The 17,870-nt window shown below is 64.9% G+C and carries 17 protein-coding genes and 1 other RNA gene; 9 read left to right on the forward strand and 9 right to left on the reverse strand.

Going from position 1 to position 17,870, the window contains the following annotated elements; genetic code table 11:
- Positions 1-6: 6 nt before the first annotated feature.
- The 6 genes from PZ895_RS00870 to PZ895_RS00895 form a co-directional block, all read right to left on the reverse strand.
- Positions 7-1,557, reverse strand: a complete 1,551-nt coding sequence (locus PZ895_RS00870) for a Do family serine endopeptidase (protein ID WP_275837140.1) — start codon at positions 1,555-1,557, stop codon at positions 7-9.
- Positions 1,558-1,797: 240 nt separating this feature from the next.
- The gene (locus tag PZ895_RS00875) at positions 1,798-2,760 is read right to left on the reverse strand and encodes a protease modulator HflC (RefSeq protein WP_275837141.1); all 963 of its coding nucleotides are present in this window, start codon (positions 2,758-2,760) and stop codon (positions 1,798-1,800) included.
- On the reverse strand, positions 2,760-3,875 hold the full coding sequence (hflK, locus tag PZ895_RS00880; RefSeq protein WP_275837142.1) for an FtsH protease activity modulator HflK: 1,116 nt from the start codon (positions 3,873-3,875) through the stop codon (positions 2,760-2,762). The genes PZ895_RS00875 and hflK overlap by 1 nt, the downstream gene beginning before the upstream one ends.
- Positions 3,876-3,997: 122 nt before the next feature.
- Complete coding sequence (locus tag PZ895_RS00885; RefSeq protein WP_275837143.1) at positions 3,998-4,528, reverse strand: dihydrofolate reductase; 531 nt, start codon at positions 4,526-4,528, stop codon at positions 3,998-4,000.
- The gene (locus PZ895_RS00890) at positions 4,528-5,322 is read right to left on the reverse strand and encodes a thymidylate synthase (RefSeq protein ID WP_275837144.1); all 795 of its coding nucleotides are present in this window, start codon (positions 5,320-5,322) and stop codon (positions 4,528-4,530) included. Before PZ895_RS00890 ends, PZ895_RS00885 begins: the two co-directional genes overlap by 1 nt.
- A 72-nt stretch (positions 5,323-5,394) precedes the next feature.
- Positions 5,395-5,706 carry a DUF2853 family protein gene (locus PZ895_RS00895; RefSeq protein WP_275837145.1) on the reverse strand — a complete coding sequence of 104 codons (312 nt, stop codon included), beginning with the start codon at positions 5,704-5,706 and terminating at the stop codon, positions 5,395-5,397.
- 96 nt (positions 5,707-5,802) lie between these two features.
- Between PZ895_RS00895 and PZ895_RS00900 the strand changes: the two genes are divergently transcribed.
- From PZ895_RS00900 to PZ895_RS00925, 6 genes are all read left to right on the forward strand, one after another.
- Complete coding sequence (locus PZ895_RS00900; protein ID WP_275837146.1) at positions 5,803-6,174, forward strand: CrcB family protein; 372 nt, start codon at positions 5,803-5,805, stop codon at positions 6,172-6,174.
- On the forward strand, positions 6,171-6,554 hold the full coding sequence (locus tag PZ895_RS00905; protein ID WP_275837147.1) for a CrcB family protein: 384 nt from the start codon (positions 6,171-6,173) through the stop codon (positions 6,552-6,554). Before PZ895_RS00900 ends, PZ895_RS00905 begins: the two co-directional genes overlap by 4 nt.
- Before the next feature lie 2 nt (positions 6,555-6,556).
- Positions 6,557-6,928: a transfer-messenger RNA gene (gene ssrA, locus PZ895_RS00910) on the forward strand.
- Positions 6,929-7,069: 141 nt separating this feature from the next.
- Entirely contained in the window at positions 7,070-7,618 is a 549-nt protein-coding gene (locus tag PZ895_RS00915; protein ID WP_275837148.1) for an SspB family protein, read from the forward strand.
- A 2-nt stretch (positions 7,619-7,620) separates the two neighbouring features.
- Positions 7,621-7,809 (forward strand): DUF4169 family protein, encoded by a 189-nt coding sequence (locus PZ895_RS00920; protein ID WP_275837149.1) that lies wholly within the window; start codon positions 7,621-7,623, stop codon positions 7,807-7,809.
- Complete coding sequence (locus PZ895_RS00925) at positions 7,806-8,036, forward strand: ribbon-helix-helix domain-containing protein (RefSeq protein WP_275837150.1); 231 nt, start codon at positions 7,806-7,808, stop codon at positions 8,034-8,036. The genes PZ895_RS00920 and PZ895_RS00925 overlap by 4 nt, the downstream gene beginning before the upstream one ends.
- Here the strand turns inward: PZ895_RS00925 and PZ895_RS00930 are convergent.
- Positions 8,030-11,851 carry an AsmA family protein gene (locus PZ895_RS00930; RefSeq protein WP_275837151.1) on the reverse strand — a complete coding sequence of 1,274 codons (3,822 nt, stop codon included), beginning with the start codon at positions 11,849-11,851 and terminating at the stop codon, positions 8,030-8,032. The two genes, PZ895_RS00925 and PZ895_RS00930, sit on opposite strands and share 7 nt — an antisense overlap.
- Positions 11,852-11,937: 86 nt before the next feature.
- Positions 11,938-13,353: an FAD-linked oxidase C-terminal domain-containing protein gene (locus tag PZ895_RS00935; protein WP_275837152.1), complete on the reverse strand. Its 1,416-nt coding sequence runs from the start codon at positions 13,351-13,353 to the stop codon at positions 11,938-11,940.
- Positions 13,354-13,483: 130 nt separating this feature from the next.
- On the opposite strand from PZ895_RS00935, the gene PZ895_RS00940 reads away from it, so the two are divergent.
- The 3 genes from PZ895_RS00940 (at position 13,484) to PZ895_RS00950 (ending at position 15,653) form a co-directional block, all read left to right on the forward strand.
- Entirely contained in the window at positions 13,484-13,966 is a 483-nt protein-coding gene (locus PZ895_RS00940) for a thioesterase family protein (RefSeq protein WP_275837153.1), read from the forward strand.
- Positions 13,967-14,105: 139 nt separating this feature from the next.
- A complete protein-coding gene (locus PZ895_RS00945; protein WP_275837154.1) occupies positions 14,106-15,200 on the forward strand; it encodes a histidine kinase dimerization/phosphoacceptor domain -containing protein in 1,095 nt (364 codons plus the stop codon).
- Between the two features lie 9 nt (positions 15,201-15,209).
- Entirely contained in the window at positions 15,210-15,653 is a 444-nt protein-coding gene (locus PZ895_RS00950) for a response regulator (protein WP_275837155.1), read from the forward strand.
- 1 nt (position 15,654) lies between these two features.
- Here the strand turns inward: PZ895_RS00950 and PZ895_RS00955 are convergent, their stop codons facing one another.
- Positions 15,655-17,787: a PBP1A family penicillin-binding protein gene (locus PZ895_RS00955; protein ID WP_275837156.1), complete on the reverse strand. Its 2,133-nt coding sequence runs from the start codon at positions 17,785-17,787 to the stop codon at positions 15,655-15,657.
- Positions 17,788-17,870 lie beyond the last annotated feature (83 nt).

Raw genomic sequence — 17,870 nt, forward strand, 5'->3', positions numbered from 1 at the left:
TCCGGATCATTCGATACGCAGCGTGACGAAGCGCAGTTCGCCGGTCGGCGAGGCGAGCATCAGCAGTGCATTGCGACGTCCCTGCGCCTCGAGGGAGGCGATCCGCTCCTGCACATCGGCCGGCGTCGAGACAGCTTCCTGAGCGATTTCGGTAATCACCTCTCCGGCGACTATGTTGCGCTCTGCCGCCTGCGATCCTTCGGCAACCTCCATGATGACGACGCCAGCGATCTCTTCGCCAATACCGAACGATTCGCGGCTTTCCTCATCCAGTGCGGCAAGTTTCAGACCGAGCACTTCGACCGTCTCGACATCCGCGTCCGGCGTCGCCTCGTCCTCGTTCATCTCGACGCCGGCTTGCGCCCGGCGCTCGCCATCCTCCAGCCGCCCCAAGGTGACGCGCACCGTCTGTTCCTCGCCGCGCCGGACGATCAGAACGTCGACCTCCTTGCCGACCGGGCTTTCGGCGACGACCCGCGGAAGATCGCGCATCGTGCGGACGGGTTTGCCGTCGAAGGACAGGATCACGTCGCCGGGCATGATCGACCCGTCATCGACCGGACCGCCCTCGATCACGCCGGCAACGAGCGCGCCGGTCGCGCGATCCATGCCGAGGCTTTCGGCAATGTCGTCCGTGACCGGCTGGATGCGCACGCCGAGCCAGCCGCGCCGCGTCTCGCCGAACTCGCGCAACTGGTCGATGACGTTGATGGCAAGCTGGGAGGGGATCGCGAATCCGATGCCGATCGAGCCGCCGGAAGGCGAGATGATCGCCGTGTTGATGCCGATCACCTTGCCATACATGTCGAAAAGCGGCCCGCCCGAATTGCCGCGATTGATCGCCGCGTCGGTCTGGATGAAGTCGTCGTAACGGCCGGCATTGATGTCGCGCCCGCGCGCCGAGACGATGCCGAGCGTCACCGAGCCGCCCAGCCCGAACGGATTGCCGATCGCCATCACCCAGTCGCCGATCCGCGCATCCTGCGAGGCGCCGAATTCGACCGCCGTCAGCTCGCGCAGGGTCGGATCGACCTTGAGCACGGCAAGATCGGTTTCAGGATCGGCGCCGATCAGTTCGGCCGGCAGCGTTCCGCCATCGGAGAAATTGATCTCGATCTGGTCGGCATCGGTGATGACGTGGTTGTTGGTGATCACGATCCCTTCCTCGGCGTCGATGACGAAGCCGGAACCGAGCGACTGCATCGGCCGTGCAGACGGGCCGCCCGGTTGCTGCTGGTCGAAGAACTCGTCGAAGAATTCCTGGAACGGCGAGCCTTCGGGCAATTGCGGCACCGGCACATTGCGCTGGGTCCGGTTGTTGCGCGTGGCGTTCTGCGATGTCGATATGTTGACGACCGCGCCCAGCAATCCTTCGGCCAGGTCGGCAACGGAGGCCGGCCCCTGCTGGCGCGGTTGCGCGCTGCCGGGAGCAGGCTGAGAGTCCGTCTGAGCCTGCGCGAAGGCCGGCATCGTGGGCGCCGAAAGCCCTGCCATGCCAAGTGCGGCAATCGAAAGTCCGACGGTCAGTTTCCGGCGGATCGAGTTGAGGGTCTTCATCAGGCACTTTCTCCCAAGGGGCGCGTTCTGCGGCGCATTGATCCGCTCGATTGCGGCGTGTTTGCGGCTCGGGCCGACTTTGCCGATTCTGCGGGCGACATGCCGCACAATCGCAATGGCACACGCCGGACGCAAGCCGCTCGCAGGCTCGTCCGGCATTTGTGAAAGGCGCGCGAGCAAAAGAAAAGCCCCCGACCGCGATGCGACCGGGGGTCTTCGTTCAAGCCGGGCGACGAGGCGTCAGGGCTGCGTTGCGCCGGTCGTGATGTTGGCGCCGGCGGCCGGCGGCGTCGGCGCCGGAGCGCCCGGCTGCTGCACCTGCGTCCGCCCCATCGGATGGCCGAAGAAACGGAAGAACTGCGAATCGGGCGACAGGACCATCGTCGTCGCATCGCCGTTCAGGGCCGTCGTATAGGCAGCCATCGAGCGGTAGAATTCGAAGAATTCCGGATCGCGCGTGAAGGCTTCGGCGAAGATGTTGTTTCGCTCGGCCTCGCCCTCGCCTCGCAGGATCTCCGATTCGCGGCGCGCATCGGCCACGATCTCGACGACCTCGCGATCGGCGCGGGCGCGGATGCGCTGTGCGGCTTCACGGCCGCGCGCGCGCAGGCGCTCGGCCTCGGCCAGACGCTCGGCCTTCATGCGCTCATAGGTCTGTTGCGAAACCTCGGCGGTCAGGTCCGTCCGGCGAATCCGCACATCGGTGATCTCGAGGCCAAGCGACGTCGCGTCCGGGCGAAGCTGGTCGCGAACTTCGCGCATCATCGACGAACGCTCTTCCGACAGTGCGGCCTCGAAGCCGCGCAGACCGTAAACCCGACGCAAAGAGGCATCGAGACGGGTGCGCAGGCGCTGTTCGGCGAGCGGCACGCTGCCCGACACCGCCTGGCGGAAGCGTCTCGGATCGGCGATGCGGTAGGCGATGAAGGCATCGACCTCGTAAAACCGGCCGCCGGAGACCTGGACCCGGATGTCGTCCAGATCGAAGCGCATCACGCGATCCTCGATCATCTGCACGCTGTCGGCCTCGGCGAAACCGAAGGGCAGCTTGAAGTAGAGGCCCGGCTCGGTCTTCACGTCGACGATCTCGCCGAAGCGCAGCACGATGGCCTGCTGGCGTTCGTTGACGACGAAGAAGGAGGAATAGGCGAGAATCAGAAGCGCCAGGACGACGATGGCAATGATGGGAAGACGGTTGGCCATCAGTTTGTCCCTCCCTGGGTCGAGGCGTTGCGGCGCGCGTCGAGTTCGGGCAGCGGCAGATAAGGGACCACGCCCTGCCCGCCATTGGTGCCCTGCTCGACGATCACCTTGTTGGAGGTGCGCAGGACGTTCTCCATCGTTTCGAGGAACAGGCGCTGGCGCGTCACGTCGGGCGCCTTGGCATATTCGTCATAGACCGAGACGAAGCGCTGCGCCTCGCCTCGCGCTTCCTGCACGACCCGGTTGCGATAGGCGGCGGCTTCTTCGCGGATCTGCGCGGCCTCGCCTCGTGCGGCACCGAGCTGCTGGTTCGAATACTGGTTCGATTCCTCGACGAAACGGTCCTCGTCCTGCTCGGCGCGCTGCACCTCCTCGAACGCGTCGGCGACTTCGCGCGGTGGCGCGGCGTCCTCGATCGAAATCGCGTTGATGGCCAGCCCGGCGCCGTATTCGTTGACGGAACTGTCCATGATCTCGCGCACTTCCTCGGCGATGCCCTGGCGGTTGTCGCGGAAGATGTCCTGCGCGGGCCTGCGGCCGACCACTTCGCGCATCGCGCTCTCGGCGACCTGGCGCAGCATGTCGTCGGGCGCCGCGACATTGAACAGATAGGAGCGCGGATCGGCGACCTGATAGGCGACGGAGAATTTCACGTCGACGATATTCTGGTCGCCCGACAGCATCAGCCCGGTGGAGGTGCCGCTGCGCGGCTCGCCGATCTGGATCAGCTTTTCGGCGACATTGGCCGTCTCGACGGTCTCGACCGGCCACCAGTGGAAATGCAGGCCCGGCTCGGAAATCTCGTCCTTGGGCTTGCCGAAGCGCAGTTCGACGGCGAGTTCGTCCGGCTGGACCGTGTAGATGGACTGGAACAGCCAGAACGCGGCGAGCGCGAGCGCGCCGAAACCGAACAACGCCGCATTCGAGCCGCCGCCGCCCGGCAGCGCCTGCTTAAGGCGGTCCTGACCGCGACGGATGATGTCTTCGAGATCGGGCGGCGTGCCCTGCGGGCCGCTCGGTCCGCGCGGCCCCTGTCCCCAGGGACCGCTGCCGCCGCCATTGCCGCCGCCTCCCCATGGGCCGCCGCTGCCGCCACTTTGATTGTTCCAGGGCATGAACTTCCTCTTGTTCCGGAATTGCAACCGTCGCGGCGGAACCTCCGACGCTAATCGACGTTACAAATCGTTATAAGGGTGCAATGTGGCCGTTTCAACGCAAACCGGCCCCTGATCGTCCGTCAGCGGCCGTTGGTCGCGCTCTTTCGTGAATAGATCGCGTATTCCGTGGCGTGGCTGTCGCGCTCGCCGGCCGGCACGCGCTCGGATCGCCCCTTCCTCCAGACATCGCGCTCGATGGGGGGAAAGAACGTGTCGCCGTCGATCGAGGCGAGGATATGCGTGATGTGCAGCACGCTCGCCAGCGGCATCGAATCGCGGAAAATCTGCCCGCCTCCGATCACGCAGATTTCATCGGGTTTTTCGCCCTTGGCAATCGCGATCGCCTCCTCCAGCGAATGCGCGACGACAGCGCCCTCATCCGCGAAGTCGGCCTGCCGGGTGATTACGATATTGGTGCGGCCGGGCAGTGGGCGCTTTGGAAAACTCTCCCACGTCCTGCGCCCCATCACGATCGGCTTGCCGAGCGTCAGCGCCTTGAAGCGGCGCAGATCGGTGGACAGGCGCCACGGCAAATCCCCGTCTCGCCCGATGACGCCATTCTCGGCGATGGCGACGACCATGGTGATCGGCGGACCGACAGGCTTCGTCATCAAACCGCGATCGGCGCCCTGATGGAAGGCTCCGCTACATAGCCTTCGAGCGCGAAATCCTCGAAGCGGAAATCATAGAGGCTGCGCACGGCCGGATTGAGCCGCATCGTCGGCAAGGCGTGCGGCTTGCGCTGAAGTTGCGCCCGCGCCTGTTCGAAATGGTTCGAATAAAGATGCGCGTCCCCCAGCGTATGGACGAAATCGCCCGCCTTCAGCCCCGTCACCTGCGCGATCATCATCGTCAAAAGCGCATAGGACGCGATGTTGAACGGCACGCCGAGGAAGATGTCGGCCGAGCGCTGGTAGAGCTGGCACGACAGCCGTCCGTTCGCGACGTGGAACTGGAACAGGCAATGACAGGGCGGCAGCGCCATCTGGTCGACCTCGGCCGGGTTCCACGCCGAAACGATCAGCCGCCGCGAATTCGGATTGGTCCTGATTTCGGAAATGAGGTTCTCGATCTGGTCGATCGACCCGCCATCCGGCTTCGGCCAGGAGCGCCACTGCTTGCCGTAGACGGGGCCGAGCTCGCCGTTCTCGTCGGCCCACTCGTCCCAGATCGTCACGCCGTTCTCGTTGAGGGTGCGCACATTCGTGTCGCCGGAGACGAACCAGAGCAGTTCGTGGATGATCGATTTCAGATGCAGCTTCTTGGTGGTGAGAAGCGGAAACCCCTCCTCGAGGTTGAACCGCATCTGATAGCCGAAGACGCCGCGCGTGCCGGTGCCGGTGCGGTCGCCCCGGTCGACGCCATGGTCGAGGACGTGCTGGAGAAGATCGAGATATTGCCGCATCGCGTCACCATCTTGGAAATGGCGACACCCTAGCGCATGGCGTGAGTCGCGCCCACCTCGAATACGCGCTTTTCACAGCGCATCGAGCCGTCCGAGTTGCTTCGCCACAAGAAAGTAAAACGTCACCCGCTTGCGCTCGCCTTGCGTTCCCATGGCAAGATCAGCCATCTCGATGGCGAGTTCGGCGCGCTCGCGGTCGGTGCAGCCGAGCTTCTTGCCGCACCATTTGTCGCGCAGCCTGGCGATCTGCCTGGCGTCGAGCGCCTTGATGTGGAGCGATTGCGGGTTCTTCAGCGCCACGCCCAGATGCTTGACGATCCGCTCGATCGCCTCCGCGTCGGCCGTCGGATCGTAGCGGCGGACGTCGGCAAGATGGTCGTCCATCGACCCGTCTCCCTCACCAGCGCCCCCCCCTCTTGGTTGGCTTCACAAAACGGCGCTGTCAAGCTAACCCAGGGCGAGGTCGGGAAGGAAGATGCGATGGTCGATGCGATGAGTCTGGCGCTGGTAGTGGCGGGCGGCGCCGCAGGCGGCGTCGCGCGCGTTACGGTCGCGAGCCTCGTTGCAAGACGTTTGGATCCCGCTTTTCCGTGGGGCACGCTGGTGGTCAACCTGACCGGCGCCTTCCTGATCGGCTTGGCGGCCGGGCTGTTCGTGTCGTCGCCCGACGCGAGAATCTGGCAGGTTGCCGTCATCGGCTTTCTGGGCAGCTACACGACCGTTTCTTCCTTCTCGCTTCAGACCCTGTCGCTGGTTCACGCCGGCAAGCCCGGTCGGGCGCTCGCCAATGTGTTGCTTTCGATCTCGTTCTGTCTTTCCGCCGCCGGGCTCGGCTTCTGGCTCGCGGCATGAATGCGCGTCTTCTCATCGCTGTCGCCGTCGGTGCCGGGCTCGGCGCGCTCGCCCGCTACCTCGTCGCGGTCGTCGCCCTGGCGACGCTGGGCGCCCATTTTCCCTTCGGAACGCTGTCCGCAAATGTCGCCGGCTCCTTCCTCATTGCGCTTCTCGCCCGGCGCGAGGCTGCCGGCGAGATCGGCCAGACAGCGAGCGCGTTCTGGCTGGCCGGCGTCTGCGGCGGCTTCACCACCTTTTCGGTGTTCAGCCTCGAAACCCTGTTCTTTCTCGATGCCGGACGCCCCGGCATGGCGGCGATCTACGTCGCCGTCTCGCTCGTTCTGTGGCTTGGCGCGGCGGCTCTCGGCTGGCGCATGGGCGCACCGCGCGGGCAATGAGCCGTCTTGCAAAACGGGCCGCAAGAGCCTATCTCTGAAGTGCCGTCGCAAGGCGGCTATGGTGCTAAACCGACTGTGCAATAGATGGACCGGACGCGGTTTCGAAACCGCCACCTCCACCAGGAACCCGCCCGCGCGACACGTCATGTCGGACGGGCTGCTGATGGGGGTGAAATGGGATCGACGGACGTTGAAAGACAGTACGCTGTACCCGGCATTGTACCACCGTCATCGGGCTACAATAGTAGTTGCAAACGACAACTATGCGGAAGCACGTCTCGCCGCTTAATGCGGTGCGATAGCTTCAAATCAAGTCCTATGGGTTCGCACCTTTAGGCGGGGTTCGGAGGTACCTGGCAACAGAAACCTCCACTTCTCCTCTTTTCCGGCCCCTCTGTCCTCGCCGCCGCGCCCTCGCGTCCGTTCGATGGCTTCGATCGCGGTGAATCCGGTTTACCTCGGCACGAAGCTTGACTACACCATGAACGAAACGATTCAGGACGCGCAGGCGAACAATGGCCGAAGACTTGATCCGCTACGACATTCTCGCGCAGGAAGCCCTGCGCGGCGTCATGCGCAAGGTCCTGTCGGAAGTGGCGAAGACCGGCCTGCCCGGCAACCACCATTTCTTCATCACCTTCCTGACCCGAGCGCCGGGCGTGCGGATATCGAGCCGCCTGCGCGAGCGTTATCCGGACCAGATGACCATCGTCGTCCAGTTCCAGTACTGGGACCTGAAGGTGACCGATACCGGCTTCGAGATCGGCCTGTCCTTCGCCGACGTTCCCGAAAAGCTCGAAATCCCGTTCTCCGCCGTGCGGGGCTTCTACGATCCCTCGGTCAATTTCGAACTGGAATTCGACGTGCGCGCCGATGAGGCGCCGGAAATCGGTTCGGAACTGGTCGCCGAGATCAAGCCCGTCGCCACGCCACCGAAAAAGCCCACCGCCGTCAAGAAGGCCGAGAAGGTCGAACTGGCTACTAAGGACGACGAGGCGGGGGACAAGGGTGCCGACAAGGCGAGCGCACAGGTCGTATCCCTCGATTCCTTCCGCAAGAAGTAGCCATGGGCGAAATCGTCAATCTCCGGCTGCTGCGCAAGCGCCGCAAGCGGGACGACGATGCCGCCACCGCCGAAGCGAACCGCCGCAAGCATGGCCGCACGCTTGTCGAGCGCAAGGCGCAGGAGGCTGCGGAAAAGGCCCGCGCCGCCCATCTCGATGCGCATCGCCTGACATCCGAAGCGGACGAATGAGCGGCATCGTCAAGCGATCCTTGTCGATCCGCGGCCACCGCACGAGCATTTCGCTGGAAGATGCATTCTTCGACGAAATGGCGCGCCTGGCCGAAGAGCGCTCGATGTCGCTGGCGGCGCTGGTGGCCGAGATCGATGCGACAAGGGACCGGCGGACCAACCTGTCGTCGGCTTTGCGCCTTTTCGTGCTCGAGCATCTCAAGCAGCGGAGAAATCCCGTTCAGTAGAGTCCGTCGCGGCCGAGCAATCCGTCGATCGTCAAATTCTCGGGGCGGAATATCTCCGCACCAGCCGGAGGGGCCGGAGCCGGCAAAGGCGTCGGCAACGACGATTCGGGCTCGAAAGCGCCCTCCTGTTGCAGGAAGCGCTCGACGTCGAGTTGGAACGCGCCGGCGTCGTTGGTTTCCTGTTCCCGCTGCCGCGCCGCTTCCTCTGCTGCCTGGCGAATGCGCTCTGCCTGCTCGGCGCGACGCGCGGCCTCTTCCTCCGCCAGCCGCGCCGCTTCCTCTGCCGCCCGCTCGGCTTCCTCGGCTCTTCGCTGTTCCTCTTCAGCCGCCTCGCGCGCGATTCGCGCCGCTTCCTCGCGCAGGAAGATTTCGGCCTCCTCGCGCCTGCGCTCCTCGAGGCGCTGAAGGCGCGCCTGTTCCTGTGCCGCGAAGTAGCGGTTCTCGCGGCGCAGGCGCTGCGCTTCCAGAAGGCTCGCCTGCAACGCCTCGACGCGCGCCTGCTCGATTTCGAGTGCGCGTTGCGTCAGGAATTGGGCGAGCGGCTGGGTATCGAACCGGATGTCGGGATCGCTCGGCGGGCCGTCGACGAGAATGCGGACGGCAGGCGTCGAGCCGACCAGTTGTTCGTCGCCGGCATCGTAGGAAACAAGCGCATCGACCGAAATGCTGCCCCGAGACAGGTCGGCGCGCACATCCGCGCTCACATCGGCCCCTTCGCCGTCGAGGCGGATCGGCGGTGCGCGCAACTGTCCGCCGGCCATCGACAAGGCGATTTCGCCGGCCCGCGCCTCGAACACGCCCCTGCCGATGATTTCGGGCGCGAAGCGCTGCGTCGCATCCTCGTCGAGGTCGCGGCCGATACGGTCGGCCGCCGCAAGCAGACCCGGAAAGGCACTCCCATCGAGCCCACGAATCGCAACCTCCGGAACGTCGAGGCTGACGGTTCCCGACAGAGAGCTCATCATCGTGTCGAAGGTTCGCCCGTTCGAACTTGCAACGGCCGAAAGATCGAATGCCCCGTCAAGCGCAGGCTGGTTGAGCAGATCGGAAAGCGCGCCGCCGGTCAGCGCCAGTTGCGCCTGGAAAAGCGCCGTTCCCGAATTATTGGCCAGTTCGGCAAAGCCGCGCAGCCCGCCACCCGCGATCCGGCCGGACAGGCCGTTGAGCCGCAGTCCCTCCGGTCCGAAACGCATCTCGGCCGACATGTCCGTCAACGATTCCGGCCCGATCTCGGCGCGACCGGCCGTCAGGTCGACATTGGCCGAGAAAAGATCGCTGGCCGCCGCATTGAAAGGCACCGACCCGTCCTCCAATGCAGCCTCGCCGACAACCAGCGATGCCAGCCAGCCGAGATTGATTTCCGGCATGTCGAGCGCACCGGCCAGATGCGGGCGGCCGTTGCGCATGTCGATGTTGAGGTCGCCGCTCAGCACCTGATCGAGGGCGGTTCCGGCGATCCCCGAAAGGACGACGAGCCCGTCTTCGGCATCGACGCCAGCGCGGATATCGAAGGGCAGGCCGGCGGTCATGCCGGGCAGCGAGACGCCCGCCGTCGCGAGCCAGCCGGACAGATCGTCCGTGTCGAGCGTCATCGAGCCTTGAACCCTGGCCTTTGAGCCGTCCAGCCGCAGCGTCCCGTCGAAGCTGGCGTCGAGCCCGTCGCCGCGCAGGCCGAGCGACGTTTCCGCACCGCGGGAAAGTGCGCCCGCCACCCGCGCGGTGGCTTCCGCCGGTCCGACGAAACCGAGCGGCAGGCCGGGCAACCCGGCCAGAGCGTAAAGCGCGGCCGGCTCGTCATTGCGCATCGACAGGTTGAGACCGATCGGCAGATCGGCGACCGGCAGGTCCGTGCGCGGACTCGTCAGCGTCAGTTGAAGTGCGGTCCCGCCGATGCTTCCATTGGCACTGACCGCCCCGCCCTCGCCTTCGACGGCGCTGGCGACGAAATCGAGGGCGGCGTTCTCGAAAAGGCCCGGATAGGCGCGCGCGCGCGCCGAAAGCTCCGCCAGTGCCTGGTTGTCGGGAAAGCGCCCGGCAAGCGCATCGACCAGCGGCGCAAGATCGACCGCGATCACCGAAGCATCGACATGGCCGGTCGGCGTCGCGCCGAGGCCGTGCAGCGAGGCGGTGGCGCTGACATTGGCGCCGGCAAGGTCGCCGACCGCAAGTCGGTCCACTTCTATCTGCCCGTCGCGCAGGCGAACCGCCGTATCGAGCGTGCCTGCTTCCAGGCCGTCAAGCATCACCGGCCCCGCCTTCAGGTCGATGTCGACATCGCGATCTTCCAGACGCGCCGTCCCGCTCTGGCTGATGAAGAGCGAGGCGAAGGCGCGCATGGCGGGAAGGTCGAGCCGGTCGCCGTCGAGCGCGATGCGCAGGGACGGCCGCATGTCCGGCGGTGTCGCGCTGTCGATCTCGCCGCGGAACACCGCTCCGCCCAGGGCGAGTTCGAGGTCGCGGAAGGACTGGCGTTCGCGCGACAGCGCCACCTCGGCGCTGAAGCCGCCCGGCGGCAGTCGCCGGATCGCCTCGTCGACATCGCGCGCGAGCCATGACGCAAAGCCTGAAGGCTGGTTGACCGCCACCAGAAGCTCGCCCTGAAATTCAAGCCCGTTCGCCGCAACCAGGTCGCCGCTCGCCTCGATCGTCGAGCGTCCTGGAAGAAGCGCGCGCAAATTGTTGATTCGCCAACCCGTTTCGGAAGGCTGGGCATTGAGCGTCAGGTCGCGGATCGTGGTGTCGCCGGCAACGAGCGCAGGCAGATTGACCTCGACCGTTCCAGGGATCGCAGGCTTCGGCAGAGCGGCGAACAGGCGCTCGATTCCGGCAAGCCGGGTTTCCAGACTCGCCGTCCCCGGCTCCGTGCCCTCGTCGAGCCTGATCTGCGCGCCGTCGGCGGCGATGAAGAAGCGTGGATCGGCACCGAAATCGAGCCCGCCGCGGCCGCTCGCGATGTAGGGATTCTCGACCGGCCCGGTCTGGTAGGTGAACTCGGGAATGTCGAGCGCGTCGTGGTCGATATCGAAATTTCCGGTCACCCGATGGGCTGAAACCGCCGCTGAGGGCTGATTTTCCGGCTGGTTGTCGACCATTTCGGCACGAAACTGGCCCGAATAGACGGCTTTTCCGTCCGAAATCCGGGCGCTTCCGTCGGTTTCGACGAGAAATGGCGAGCCGAAAGGCGACGCCCGGAGCCTGACGCGGATCGCTCCGTTGTCGAACGTTCCGGTCGACAGGCCGATCGATGTCTGCACGCCGTCGACGGCGCCGGTCCCCTCGAGCCGCCATGGGCCGGCGAGGGTCTGGGCGGAAATCCGGGCGTCGAGATTGGACACGCGATGCAGCCGCTCGCTCTTGCGATGGAACAGGCGCACCTCGCCATCCTCGACCGAGATGTTCTCGAAGGTGATCTGGCGGACCGCATCGCCACCGGGGCGCTCGATCCAGTCGAGACTGCCGCTTTCGTCGAGTTCGACGGTCACGATCGGCCGGACGAGCCGCATGTCGAAGATCAGGATCTCGCCGCGCAGGAAGGGCGCGAGTTCGGCGTCCATCGAAAACGTCTCGACCTGCATGGCCGGCTCGCCGCCCGGACCGCCCGCGACCGAGACATTGGCGAAGGTGACGGAGGGGAACGGCAGAAGCCGGGCGCTCGCCTCGCCGTCGACGGTGACGTCGCGTCCGAGGATGCGGCTCGCCTCGCGCTCGAAATCGGCGCGATAGGACGTCCAGTCGACGAAGAACGGCCCCACCAGCGCCACAGAGAGCGCCAGAACGATCAAACCGCCGATAATGACAAAGAGGCGCGCCAGCAATCCGCTCCCGCTCAGATATCCTCGTGAGAACCGACTTTAACGGCTTGTCCGCGTCGATACAGTGGCAAACCCGAATTGCCCGATCATTATTGCGCGCGCGGCAGGATTTTCCCCGGATTCATGATGTTGTCGGGATCGAGCGCCGCCTTGATCGCCCGCATGTAGTCGAGGCCGGGTCCCAGTTCGTGAACGAGATAGCCGGCCTTGCCCTGACCGACGCCATGTTCGCCGGTGCAGGTGCCATCCATGGCGATGGCGCGCATGTTGAGCCGGCCGACGAACGCTTCCGCCTGTGCGATCTCGTCGCGATCATCACCGTCGACCAGCACGAGAACGTGGAAGTTCCCGTCACCGACATGGCCGACGATCGGCGCGATCAGACCCTGTTCGGCGATGTCGGCCTCGGTCTCGGCGATGCACTCGGCCAGCCGCGAGATCGGGACGCAGACATCCGTGGTGATCGCCTTGCTGCCGGGGCGAAGGCCAAGCCCGGCCCAATAGGAATCATGGCGGGCTTTCCAAAGCTTCGTCCGCTCCTCGGCGACATTGGTCCACTGGAACGGCCCGCCGCCAAACTCGTCGGCGATCTGGCCGAACAGATCCGCCTGTTCGGCCACGCCTGCCTCCGACCCGTGGAATTCAAGGAACAGGCAGGGGCTCTCCGCATAGGAAAGTTTGGAATACTGGTTGATCGCCCGCATTCCCAGCGCATTGATGAGTTCGATCCTCGCCACCGGCACTCCCATCTGGATGGTCGCGATCACCGCCTGGCAGGCAGCGTCGACGCTGGGAAACTGGCACACGCCTCCTGAAATCGCCTGCGGAATGCCGTAGAGCTTCAAGGTCAGCGAGGTAATGATGCCGAGCGTGCCTTCGGCGCCGATCAGAAGACGGGTCAGATCATAGCCGGCCGAGGATTTGCGCGCCCGCCGTCCCGTCTGGACGACGCGGCCGTCGGGCATGACGGCGCGCAGCGAGATGACATTGTCGCGCATCGTGCCGTAGCGCACCGCATTGGTGCCCGAAGCGCGGGTCGACGCCATGCCGCCGAGGCTCGCATTGGCGCCTGGATCGATGGGAAAGAACAGGCCGGTATCGCGCAGATGGGTGTTCAGATCCTCGCGCGTCACGCCGGGCTCGACTGTGCAGTCGAGGTCTTCGGCGTTCACGGCCGTCACGCGGTTCATGCGCGACAGGTCGAGCGAAATGCCGCCGCCGGGCGCATTGACATGGCCTTCGAGCGACGTGCCGGTGCCGAAGGCGATGACCGGAACGCGGTGTGCCGCACACAGCCTGACGACGGCCTGCACGTCGCTTTCGCTTTCGGCGAAGACCACGCCGTCGGGAAGCTGGGCGGGAATGTAGCTCGTCGAATGGGCGTGCTGTTCGCGAATCGCCCTGCCCGCCTGGAAGCGATCGCCGAAATCGGCGGCCAGCGTTTCGAGGACGCGCGCGATTCCGGTTTCGTTGCGTTCGATGTCGACGAGTTCTGCCAGTGCCATGTCCGCTCCTCCATTCGCCGCTGCCCGATCTGTGGACCACCGGTTCCCTGTTCTGTATCGCTATCCGCCGAGCGTGCAAATCGGTTTCGGTTCGACGCCGCCCGAACATGAACAAGGAGGAGCCACCAATATGTCGATAGCCGCACCCGTAATGTCCCGCGTGATGGAGGTCGAAAAGGACTGGATCGACTATAACGGCCACCTCAACATGGCCTACTATAACGTGCTGTTCGATCGCTGCTCCGACGAGGCATTCGCGATGCTGGGCATGGGGCCGGCTTACGCGCAGGAGCGGCGGCTGACTACCTACACGGCCGAAATCCACGTCTGCTACGTTCGCGAACTGCATCTAGGCAACAAGGTGACCTGCTCGTTCCAGCTTCTCGATTTCGACGAGAAGCGATTTCACGCCTATCAGGAACTGCGTCATGTCGATGGCTGGCTTGCCGCGACCTGCGAGGTGCTGACGCTGCATGTCGACATGAACGGGCCGAAAGTGGCGCCCTTCCCGGACGATATTCTCTCCGCCATGAAGGCGATGCACGCCGCTCATGCGAAGCTTCCGACGCCTGAGCGGGCGGGCCGTTCCGTGGGTATCAAGCGAAAGCCCTGAACGGATCAGATTTTCGTTTGGTTGTGGCGTCGATGCAACAAAGCGCCAACGTTTCCGTTAACCGCCAACTTCGGTAGACATCCAGGGTTGGCGGGACATGGACTTGAAAACGGGGGGCGAAAGCCCCGAAGCATGGCACATGACGGACGATCTCCATGCCGAACAGGGCAAGGGAGATCCGTTCGCGGCCGCCATTCGCGCAACCCGCATGGCGATGATTATCACCAATCCGCGCCTGCCGGACAATCCCATCGTCTTCGCCAATGACGCGTTCCTCCGACTGACGGGATATGAGCGCAGCGAAGTCGTCGGACGCAACTGCCGGTTTCTACAGGGGCCCGAGACCGATAGAGGGCATGTCCGTGCGATCCGCGATGCGATCGAGGCGCGTCGGGATATCAATGTCGACATCCTCAATTATCGCAAGGACGGTTCGACCTTCTGGAATGCCCTCTACATCAGCCCTGTAGCCAACGAGGCCGGCGAATTGCAGTTCTATTTCGCCTCCCAGCTCGACGTCAGCGATCGCAAGCGCAGCGAGCATCACACGATACGCGAAAAGGAGCGGTTCGAGCGCGCGGTGGCCGAAAGGACCGCCGAGTTGGAGGAAGCGCTCGAAACAAGGACCGCGCTTCTTCACGAGGTCGACCATCGCGTGAAGAACAATCTCCAGATGGTGTCGTCGCTGATCGTGATGCAGGCACGCACCATTCCCGACGAGAAGATCCGCCAGTCGTTGCGGGAGATGCTCTCGCGCGTGGAGGCTTTGTCGACCGTGCATCGCAGGCTTTATCAGTCCGACGATGTGGCGCGTTTCGAGGTCGGCGAGTTCTTGCGTGACCTGGTCAGCGATGTGGTGGCCGCCTCGCGGTTTCGCGACATGGAAACGCGCTTCGAACTGGACAGCGTGGACATCGCGGCCGGGCGTGCCGCCCCCGTGGCTCTCATCGTCAACGAACTGGTGACGAATGCGCTCAAGCACGCATTCGACGACATCGATCATCCGATCCTGACGACACGCATCGTGAAATCGGGCGACCGGTTTCGCATCGAGATCGAGGACAACGGGTCCGGCATGAGCGAGGCCAATGGGGCGGTTTCGTTCGGCACGAAACTCATTCGCTCGCTTAGCCGTCAGTTGAAGGCGGAGATAAGCTGGGAGGACTGCGGCCCCGGCACACGCGCCACCATCGAACTGCCACAGGACGACGCGCCGAAGCAGCCGTCGCCATAGGAGAATGCCATGGAGCCTCTGAAGATCATCATCGTCGAGGACGAGGCACTGCTCGCCCTCGAACTGGAAGGACTTATCGAGGACAGCGGCAACGTCGTCGTCGGATGGGCGACGAACCTCGCCGAGGCGATGATTCTGGTCGACGAGAACGAGGCCGACATCGCGTTTGTCGATCTCAATCTTTCCGATGGACCGACGGGGATCAAGATTGCCGAATACATCCGCGACAGCGGGCGTTCGCTCGCTGTCTTCATGACCGCCAATCCGCGCAGCTTGCCGGAAAATTACGCCGGGGCGATCGGCGTCATCTCCAAGCCCTATACGATGAGCGGCCTTATCGCGGCCTTGACCTATCTGAAGGAAGGCGTTCGCGAACCGCCGCCGGCAAGTTCGCTTCCGGTCGGATTCTTCCTGTCGCCGCAATATGCGACGCAATGGGCGACGCCCCGATGAGTCAGCGCTCGCAAAGCTGGCGCGGGCCGCGATAGGGCTGATAGCTGCAATCCGACGTGCGGAAAGAGCGATAGGCGCGCGCGCAAGCCTGAATGTTGCAGGCGCGCGCGGCGACCTCTCCCGATCCGGTTCCCTCAACTTCGACGGAAAGGGCATCGAGCGAGGTTCCGTCGATGAAGGACTTGAACATCGCCGCCGGCAGTGCGCCGCCGGTAACCCCTCTCATCGGCGTGTCGTCGTCATTGCCGACCCAGATGCCGACGACGAGATTTTCGGTGAAACCGACGAACCAGGCGTCGCGATAGTTCTGGCTGGTGCCGGTCTTGCCGGCGGAAAAGCCATCCACCCGCGCCGCCCGACCCGTCCCCTGTTCGACGACGAGATTGAGCAAACCGACGAGATGGTCGCGATAGGGGCCGATGTCGAGGCTCGGACGCTTCGCCGGTCCCATGCGGAAGGACTGGCCGTTCTCATCCGCGCTGAACGCCTCGATGCCCCACGGCTCGACCGGTGCGACGCCGCCGAGCACCGATGCATAGGCGCCGGTCAGATCGAGCAGCGTCACCTCCGACGCGCCGAGCGCAAGCGCCGGCGTTTCGAGCAGCGGCGCGTCGATGCCGAGTTCGCGTGCCGCCTCGGCAACCTTGTCGAGCCCGACCTCCTGCGCCAGCACGACCATCGCCGCATTGAGCGAGCGGGCAAACGCCTCGTAGATCGGAACGCGGCCATAATAGCGGCCGCCGAAATTTTCGGGCGTCCAGCCATTGATGGAAATCTCCTGATCGACGACCAGATCGCGCGGGTCGATGCCGGCCTTGAGCGCGGCGTAGAGCACGAAGAGCTTGAAGGTCGAGCCCGGCTGGCGCCGGGCGTCGACGGCCCGGTTGAATGTGCTTTCCTGATAATTGCGGCCGCCGACCATGGCCAGCACCGCGCCGTCCGGCCCCATCGCGACCAGCGCGCCTTGCCCCGGACCGCCCTCGCCGGCACCGTCCAGTGCCTCGCGGACGACGCGTTCGGCAACGGCCTGCAATTGCGGCTCCAGTGTCGTGGCGACGGTGATCGTTCCGCGATAGTCGGCCGCGATCTCGCGCGCATCGCGCATCGCCCAGTCGGCGAACCAGCTTCCCAAGCGGGTCGCGGGCCGGGTCGGCTGGAGTTCGGCATAGGTGGCCTTGGCAGCCTGCGCCTCTTCGGCCGAAATCTTGCCATTGGCGACCATCGCATCCAGCACGATCCGCGCCCGCTCCTCGGCACGCTCGGCATTGGCGATCGGATTGAGCACCGAGGGCGCAATGATCAGACCGGCGATCATGGCCGATTCGCCAAGATCGAGTTCGGCCGGCTCCTTGTCGAAATAGATCCGCGCGGCGGCCGGAACGCCGGTGGCGCCGGCGCCAAGATAGATGTTGTTCAGGTAGCGCGTCAGGATCTCGTCCTTGCCTAGCCGACGCTCCAGCCAGAAGGCGATGACGAATTCCTGGATCTTGCGCCGGTAGGTGCGATCGCGCTCCAGATAGGAAATCTTGATGAGCTGCTGCGTGATCGTCGAGCCGCCCTGCACCACCTCGCCGGCGTCCAGATTGCGCATGAAGGCCCGCGCGATGCCGCGGAAATCGACGCCCCAATGCTCGTAGAAGCGTCGGTCCTCGATGCTGAGCACGGCATCGACCAGATGCCGGGGAAACGCGTCGACGCGCGTATAGGCGCCCTGATACGGCCCTTCCTGGACCAGCGGCGAGCCATCGGCGCCCTCAAGGACGACGACGGGAGCGATCGATCCATCCGCGATCTCCTCCCACGGCACGTCGCGCAGCGCCCACCACAGGATGCCGGCGACGAAGATGGCGCCGACCAGAACGAAAACGGCGAGCGCCGCGAGGATGCGATGGCGGCGGCGGGTAGAGCCTGTCGGGGGAAGTGTGGGCTTTGGGGAGGCAGCCCTTTGAGCGCGTCGCTGGCGCCAGTGCGAAGATGCCGCACGCATGGACGCGCCAAGTTCCGAACGCAGCGCCGAGCCCAGCGCGGAAGCGGCGCGCGCGCTGCGACTGAAGCCGTGGCCGGCCGACGAATGGGGTGTATCGGCGCGTTCGCCGGTGGCCTGTGCGTCCGAAGATTTGTCGCTGTCGTCCATGATACCAGATAGGCTGCGTCGTCCCTGACCAGATACCGATTAGGCCAGATCGGCGGTGATTGCCACAGGCCCGCGAAGATCGA

The sequence above is a fragment of the Mesorhizobium sp. YIM 152430 genome (assembly GCF_029210365.1).
Classification (GTDB): Bacteria; Pseudomonadota; Alphaproteobacteria; order Rhizobiales; family Rhizobiaceae; genus Aliihoeflea.

Coding starts and splice junctions, on each gene's coding strand:
- PZ895_RS00940 (WP_275837153.1), top strand. CDS start 13,484: ATGTCGATAGCCGCACCCGTAATGTCCCGCGTGATGGAGGTCGAAAAG.
- PZ895_RS00905 (WP_275837147.1), top strand. CDS start 6,171: ATGAATGCGCGTCTTCTCATCGCTGTCGCCGTCGGTGCCGGGCTCGGC.
- PZ895_RS00900 (WP_275837146.1), top strand. CDS start 5,803: ATGGTCGATGCGATGAGTCTGGCGCTGGTAGTGGCGGGCGGCGCCGCA.
- PZ895_RS00935 (WP_275837152.1), bottom strand. CDS start 13,353: ATGGCACTGGCAGAACTCGTCGACATCGAACGCAACGAAACCGGAATC.
- PZ895_RS00890 (WP_275837144.1), bottom strand. CDS start 5,322: ATGCGGCAATATCTCGATCTTCTCCAGCACGTCCTCGACCATGGCGTC.
- PZ895_RS00950 (WP_275837155.1), top strand. CDS start 15,210: ATGGAGCCTCTGAAGATCATCATCGTCGAGGACGAGGCACTGCTCGCC.
- PZ895_RS00870 (WP_275837140.1), bottom strand. CDS start 1,557: ATGAAGACCCTCAACTCGATCCGCCGGAAACTGACCGTCGGACTTTCG.
- PZ895_RS00925 (WP_275837150.1), top strand. CDS start 7,806: ATGAGCGGCATCGTCAAGCGATCCTTGTCGATCCGCGGCCACCGCACG.
- PZ895_RS00945 (WP_275837154.1), top strand. CDS start 14,106: ATGACGGACGATCTCCATGCCGAACAGGGCAAGGGAGATCCGTTCGCG.
- PZ895_RS00895 (WP_275837145.1), bottom strand. CDS start 5,706: ATGGACGACCATCTTGCCGACGTCCGCCGCTACGATCCGACGGCCGAC.
- PZ895_RS00955 (WP_275837156.1), bottom strand. CDS start 17,787: ATGGACGACAGCGACAAATCTTCGGACGCACAGGCCACCGGCGAACGC.
- PZ895_RS00915 (WP_275837148.1), top strand. CDS start 7,070: ATGGCCGAAGACTTGATCCGCTACGACATTCTCGCGCAGGAAGCCCTG.
- hflK (WP_275837142.1), bottom strand. CDS start 3,875: ATGCCCTGGAACAATCAAAGTGGCGGCAGCGGCGGCCCATGGGGAGGC.
- PZ895_RS00885 (WP_275837143.1), bottom strand. CDS start 4,528: ATGACGAAGCCTGTCGGTCCGCCGATCACCATGGTCGTCGCCATCGCC.
- PZ895_RS00920 (WP_275837149.1), top strand. CDS start 7,621: ATGGGCGAAATCGTCAATCTCCGGCTGCTGCGCAAGCGCCGCAAGCGG.
- PZ895_RS00875 (WP_275837141.1), bottom strand. CDS start 2,760: ATGGCCAACCGTCTTCCCATCATTGCCATCGTCGTCCTGGCGCTTCTG.